Raw genomic sequence first — 7,247 nt, 5'->3', positions numbered from 1 at the left:
AATACCTAAAAATTAGGTATGGGTGTCTAAAGATTAGACTATACCCACTATCCAATTAAAAAACGCTTAACAATTGAGCGGATCAATGAAACAAACGTCAAAATGACGTAGTCCATTTAAAAAATGGCAATACCTAAAAATTAGGTATGGGTGTCTAAAGATTAGACTATACCCACTATCCAATTAAAAAACGCTTAACAATTGAGCGGATCAATGAAACAAACGTCAAAATGACGTAGTCCATTTAAAAAATGGTAATACCTAAAAATTAGGTATGGGTGTCTAAAGATTAGACTATACCCTCAAACTAAGTGTATCGTTTTCCATTTGAGCGTTATCAAGTGAAAAAAACACTTTCATTATTTAAATATTTATTTAATGAACTACGAAATAAGTAGCCGAATTAAGGGGTGTTTAGCCACCGCTATATTAATATATAGCATCTGTAAAACAGACATGTGGCGTTAGGTGTTGAACTATTAAGAAGCTAATAAGTACTCTAATTTACTCATACTATTAGCCCAGCACTGTCTCTGTCTAAGCATAATAAAAAAAAAGTAAAACTTTTTTTTAGGTAAAGCGTAAGACAGAGACAGTGCGGAAAAAATGGCACGAGCCCATATAATTAGGTACTCTTCAAATATATAAGAAATAAGATATTCATAAGACGTATGCTTAATATTGATTAGGTTTATTAAGTATATTTAAAAATACTTGAATGAAAAAAAATATTAGAGGTGGTGTAAATTGAAGTATAAATGGAAAATGACAGGACATGGAACAACAGACAATCTAGGAAGACAACTTGAAAAAATAGCAAAAAAAATGAATGAGAATAAATATCAAACAAGATATACATATATTCATTCTTGTGAAAGATTTATTAACTACTTAGCCTTAGAATTTAAGTTAAGAAAACTGGCTAATATTAAGGATAACCACTTAAGAAAGTATGTTCAATATATGAAAGGGAAAGGAAATTCAGATAAATACATTAAGAATGAACTTTCAGGAATAAGGTTCATTCATAATAGTATTGATAATACAAGATATGAATTGATGGATTCAACTAAATTTAGTAAGGAAGTAGGATTATCTTTTACTCATGATGGAAGAGCTGATAGAGCTTGGACTGAAAATGAATATAATTCATTTAAAAATCTTGCTATAGAGAGAAATAGGGAAGAAATTGCAAATGTATTTGAAGGTATTAGATATACTGGAATGAGATTAGATGAAATTGTAAGTTTAAAGTATCAAGATGTTTATAACTCTTTAAGAGATGGACACATTAGTTTAACCAATACGAAAGGAGGCGTACCAAGAAATGTTATGATAAATGAAGGGTCTAGAAGAATATTTGTTAAATGTTTAAGTAATAAGAAACCAGGAGAATATGTATTTACACCTGTTAAATATGTCAAAAATAGACAAATACATAAATTTAAAAAACAGATCCAAAATTTTGTGTATAACAATAGAAATGAAATTCAGGATAAAGATAGGAAATGTACAGGACATAATTTGACAAAAGATGATAGAGGAGCTTTAACAATACATGGGCTTAGACACAGTTATGCAAGAGATGAATATTTGAAAAGACGTAATGATGGTGTTACAAAGAGTAAGGCTAGAATGGAAGTCGCAAAAATGTTAGGACATGGTAGGGATTCGGTTACGTATATTTATTTAGGAGGAATTGAAAAATGATAAGAGGATCAAAATTTGAAATAGAACATCTTTTTAGAGGAGGAATATTTAATAATGAACAAATCTATAAAGTAAAAAAAACATGTGAAGTACTTGGTAAATATATGTTTTTAGATCGTACTCTTTTAGAAGATAGGGCAGGAGAGCGTATTGGATTATCTTATATAGGTAAGTGTATAAATTACAATATTATAGCTCAATTAAAACATAATGGTTATGATGGGAGTAAAGATATCTATTATTATCAGTTAGACGTAGGAGGATATAATTTATTGGAGAGAGCTGGTATAAGACACAATGAGATGAATATATTAGCTGATGATAAAGTTAAAAGTAGGATATTAACATTTAATTATTTTATAAAAAATAATAATATGGATGTAGATAGAGATTATTTTCAGCCAATACATCATACGTATTTTTTTTGTAAGAACAGTATTATATGTTATTACGAAGATAAGATAAAAGAGACAAAAATACTTAAAATATTACAACTTATGCTAACTGAGAAAAAGGATGGAGAAGTTAGAGAACCAAGTATAGAAGAACTAAGAGAAAGATTTAGTTTCAGACAAATAGATATGGAATTAATAAACGTAGGAGAAACATCTAAAACCACAAAGAAAACCAAAAAGAATGAGAAATAGGAGTGAAATATAAATTGAAGAAAGTTATATATACTTTAGGTGCAATAATAAGTATATTAATAATTATTGTTGCTGCATATGTTACTGGTGCAGTCACATCAATAGAAGTTAGAGATGTACCTATAAAGCAACATATAGATGAATATATAAAAGGAGACGTGGAAGTACAAGATTATATCATAAATACAGATAACTTAGTTAAAAAGTTAAAAAGTCCTTTTAAAACAATAGAACAACTAAAATATACAAATAAATGGGTCATGATTGTAGAATTAGCAGTTATAGTATTTTTAATAATTAAAATTTGGATATATATTTATCTGTATAAAGATTATATACCTATGTATTTACAAATGGGTGGCAAAGTAATAGATAAGAAAAATACTTTTGGGAGTGCTAAATTTGTAGATATAAAAGACATAAAAGAGTACATAAAAAAAGGATTAATCAGATTAAAGGATGGAGTAGTTTTAGGAAGTATTAATAACCCTAATGAAGGTAGAATAAGAAACTTTAGAAATCAACTTATAACAGTATCAGAGAATAAAAGGATGAATAAACATATATTTGTCAATGCTTCTTCTGGTGATGGTAAGTCTTCTACATTCGTTATTACTAGTGTTATTAATTTACTTAAAAGTAAATTTAAATATGAACCGAGTTTTTTATTTACAGATCCCAAAGGGGAATTGTACGAAACTTTAGCAGGTTATATGAGAAAAATAAAAGGATATACGGTTTATTTATTCAATTTGGTTTCAATGAAAAATAGTGATCGATTCAATGTTTTGGATTTTATTGAGGAGCAAAAAGATGTAAGTATTATTGTAGATACAATTTTGAAAAACACTAGAGTTGATGAATCAATAAAAGGTTCAGGTGATCCTTTTTGGAATGAGGCAGAACAGAGCATTATTAAGGCTATTATTATGTATTACAAATTTTATCTTAAACAATATGTAAATATGCCTATAGTATTTGATTTTATAAATAATTCAACGTACCAAGAGGTAGCAAAGATATTTGAGGGAATTCCAAATACGGAAACTTGTAAACAAATGTATAATATATATAATAAAGCACCTGATTCATTAAAAGGTAATATATTATTAGGATTATGTTCTAGATTAAGTATATTTATAGAATCAGATGTTAGAGCTTTAACAGAAAAAACAGATATTAATATTTTAGATTTAAAAGATAAAAAGACAGCTATTTTTGCAGTTATTCCAGATACTCATAGTAGTTTTAATTTTTTAGCAGCTCTCTTTGAGACAGTTATTGGTATGAAAGTTGTTGAATACACTGATAGATATAAAAAAAATAAAATGATAAAGAATAGAGATATTTATGCTTTTTTAGACGAGTGTGCGAATGTAGGTGTAATACCAGGGTTTAAAAAGTGGATTACTACATTTAGAAGCAGAAATTTTCATTTAATACCTATATTTCAAGATATTATACAACCAGAAGAAATGTATGGTAAAGGATGGAATACTATCTTTGGAAACTGTCATACAAAAATTTGTTTGGGTGTTGGTGATTTAGAAACAGCAAAGTTCTATTCTCAATATTTAGGAGAACAATCAATAAAAGTATCAGTAAAAACAAAACAACCAGGAATAACAAAAATGTTTAGGAATGAACGGTGGACACAAACGGATCAGAAAGCCAACTTAATGAATCCAAGTGATTTAACCGAAATGGATATGGATGAATTGATTGTAATAAGACGAGGATGTAAACCCATGAAGGTATATAAATTCTTTTGGGAAAATTTCAAAGATGTTAAAGAAAAAATAGATGAACTGAGTGAGACTATTTTTGAGTATATTCCTGAATGGAATTCTGTAGAAGATGAAGAAATAAAAATCAATGAAAAGAACAATCAAGTAGATGGAAATAAAAAACAGGAAGAGGAAAAAATTTTTCATTTAAAAAAAACAAACGTGAATGAAGAAAAAAATATTAAAGAAAATACGATTGAACAGAAAATAAGAAACTTAGAAAATGGAAGTGGATTATTATAAAAAACAACAGCAAGGTAACCATAGGTTACCTTGCTGTTATAATAAGCAGTTCTGCTGATTAATTCTATGGTTAACGATAAAAAAGCCTGATAAAATAACCTTTGACAAATATAGGTATATGAGTTAATATATAGTAAAGGTTACTAATGGTAACCAATAAGTCACGTAAAAAGTAGAGGGGTAACCTTCTACTAAAAAAATACAAGATAAAGGTTACCAATCGTAACCCATTAAGGAGTAAAAAGATGAATTATATTTTAAGGGAGAAATATGAAAGCGTAAAATACTCTGACGTTCAAATGCAATTGATAATTGACATAGTCAAGGAAAGCAAAGATGCTCTAAAAATACTAGAACTTATTACTGATAGTACAAAAACAAAGAATAATCCCAATGTAAATGGGATTACTAAAGGAGATATAATATCTTATTTAAGAAAAGAGTACAAAGAAGATTTTTCGAAACATGCATGTAATAATGCAATTAATCTCTTAAATGGACCAGGCTTAATTTACTTTAAAGAGAATTTAAGAGGAAAAGCGTATCAACTAACAATAAGAGGTGCAGAGTTAGTTATAAAAATGAGAAAAATGGGAATTTTAGGAAGGAGTATAAAGGATGAAAATTAATGTAAAAAATTTAGGATGCCAAAATTTTGAAGGATTTATGGGAAGAAAAGAAGTAAAACTTGATAAATTAAATATGTCTTTCGTAGCAGGAGGACAGGGTGGAGGAAAAATAACATCTGAGCCAGTGAGATTAGGTTATTATGGATACTTTTATAATACGTGTAAAGAAGATAATATGAATATAAAAAGTATATTGGAAAGCCTAGATAGCGTGAATTATAAAATACTTCAGTTAGATAAATATGATGGAGCTAGTAAAGATAGAGAAATTGGAAAAGAAGCTATAAAGGAAAATGTAAATTTGCTTAAAGAAAAATTGATTACTGATAAGAAAATTATTGACTCAGATTTCACATGGATCGTAGTAGCTCTTGGTGGAGGTACTGGAAATGGATCATTAAACTCTGTTAGTCAAATAGTAAGTGGTATGATGAGAAAAAATAAACGATATTTAGGGAAACCAACCGTTGGTATTATAGCAGCTGTACCAGAAGGATTTGCGAAACAAAAAATTTGGTTAAATACAGCTAAAGCACTTCAAGAAATAAAAGAATTACAAAAGTCAGGATTAATTGGAGCTTGTCTGCTTATAGACAATGAAAAATTGATGAATGATTATCTTAAAAAAAGTGAAGATACAAAAGATTGGACTACATATGGCAACACTACAGTTGCAAGATTATTAGCTGAATTAGATGGATTAATTTCATTACCTGGTAAAGAGACATTTGATAAGAGTGAGTTATTGGATATATATAGTACTCCTGGTTTCTTTTCAATAGGGAAAATGAGAATAAGCGATATAGAAAAATATAAAGAGAAATATAAAGAAAAATATAATGAGTTGATAAAAGACAGTTTTGTAGAAAATAATTTATTTTGTGATGGATATGATTATAAAACTGCTGTTCATGGTGGTATGGCTGTATTAAGACCATCAAATTCCAAAATATTTACTACAAAGGATACCTTAAGATTGAAAATGGAAATGAGTAAATTTTTGGATAGTCCAATGGTGGAAGTTACTCACTTTGGAATATATGATAATGATGAATATGGTACATATAAGCATTCAGAAAAAAAAGATGAAGCATTGATTTATACATTGGTGAGTTTAAAAGACTTACCATCGCATATAAATAAAATGACAAAAAAAGCACTTGAAAGAGAAAAAGCAAAGCAAGAACAGATGAAAAAAGAAAATACTGATTTAGAAGATATGTTATCAGGGATCGTGGAACCAAAAAGAGAGAAAAAAATTGAGCTTTCGATAGAAGATATTTTCAATACAAAAGATGATCGTGTTCAAAAGGAAAGTAAAAAAGAAGAAAATGCCTTTGATCAGTTGTAAAAAAGAGAGGGGAAACCCTCTCTATAAATTGGGGGATGAAAGATGTTTAAGATAATAATAGTATTATTTGTAGGGGGAAGTTTGGCTACACTTATAAATATATTAGTAAGTAAAATAATAAATTATATAAACAAAAAAAAAGTAAAAAGAAATAGTTTGAATTACATAGTATTAACTATAATAATCCTGGTAGTACTTTATATATCATATATGAATTTTTCTTCAAAGCATAATTTAATAATAGCTGTTGTTTTTGATTCTATAATAATTATTGGTTCATATGTTGATTATAAGTATAAAGTTATTCCTAACAAATTTGTTTTAATATCTTTTGTTATTGGTGTAATATCTTTAATATTAACAAGAAAACTAATGATTGATAATATATATGGAATGGTAATAGGTGGAATGATATTGCTTATAATTGCTATTATGCCTGGAGGACTTATGGGTGGTGGTGATGTAAAGTATATGGTTTTAATAGGACTTTTTTTAGGGATAGAAAAGACTATTTTTGCAATATGCATTTCGTTTGTATTAGGTTCAGTGATTGCGCTTATTTTAATAATATTTAGGTTTAAAAAATTAAAGGATACTATAGCTTTTGGTCCTATTTTATCAATAGGAAGTTTTATAGCATACACATATTATGATTCAGTAATTGATAAAATAATATTCTGAAATTAGCTATTGAAATATAAAATTAAAAATGATAAAATGGAATAAATAATAAGTTTAGGAAAATAATGTTTAAGAAATTAAAGTTTAGGAGTGATAATAAATAATAAGAATAATAAAAACAAAAAGCATCTTTTGTAATTGTAATGGATAATGCTGCTTTTTGCAGTATTTTTTTATTTTAGACTATTTAAGTTTAGTT

6 protein-coding genes are annotated in these 7,247 nt (G+C 27.6%); all 6 read left to right on the top strand.

All coding sequences use genetic code 11. The features are described from left to right. Positions 1–747: 747 nt before the first annotated feature. Positions 748–1,710, top strand: a complete 963-nt coding sequence (locus QMG30_RS24420; RefSeq protein ID WP_281819819.1) for a tyrosine-type recombinase/integrase — start codon at positions 748–750, stop codon at positions 1,708–1,710. Further along, the gene (locus tag QMG30_RS24415) at positions 1,707–2,357 is read left to right on the top strand and encodes a hypothetical protein (protein ID WP_281819818.1); all 651 of its coding nucleotides are present in this window, start codon (positions 1,707–1,709) and stop codon (positions 2,355–2,357) included. The genes QMG30_RS24420 and QMG30_RS24415 overlap by 4 nt, the downstream gene beginning before the upstream one ends. Positions 2,358–2,371: 14 nt before the next feature. Continuing rightward, positions 2,372–4,387, top strand: coding sequence for a VirD4-like conjugal transfer protein, CD1115 family (locus tag QMG30_RS24410; RefSeq protein ID WP_281819817.1), 2,016 nt, complete (start codon positions 2,372–2,374; stop codon positions 4,385–4,387). A gap of 245 nt (positions 4,388–4,632) precedes the next feature. Then, on the top strand, positions 4,633–5,016 hold the full coding sequence (locus QMG30_RS24405) for a hypothetical protein (protein WP_281819816.1): 384 nt from the start codon (positions 4,633–4,635) through the stop codon (positions 5,014–5,016). Beyond that, a complete protein-coding gene (locus QMG30_RS24400; protein WP_281819815.1) occupies positions 5,006–6,367 on the top strand; it encodes an FtsZ/tubulin family protein in 1,362 nt (453 codons plus the stop codon). Before QMG30_RS24405 ends, QMG30_RS24400 begins: the two co-directional genes overlap by 11 nt. 42 nt (positions 6,368–6,409) lie before the next feature. Further along, the gene (locus QMG30_RS24395) at positions 6,410–7,048 is read left to right on the top strand and encodes a prepilin peptidase (RefSeq protein WP_281819814.1); all 639 of its coding nucleotides are present in this window, start codon (positions 6,410–6,412) and stop codon (positions 7,046–7,048) included. The last annotated feature ends 199 nt before the right edge of the window (positions 7,049–7,247 follow it).

This window comes from Vallitalea longa (assembly GCF_027923465.1).
GTDB lineage: Bacteria > Bacillota > Clostridia > Lachnospirales > Vallitaleaceae > Vallitalea > Vallitalea longa.
This window is presented reverse-complemented; position numbering and strand designations above follow the sequence as displayed.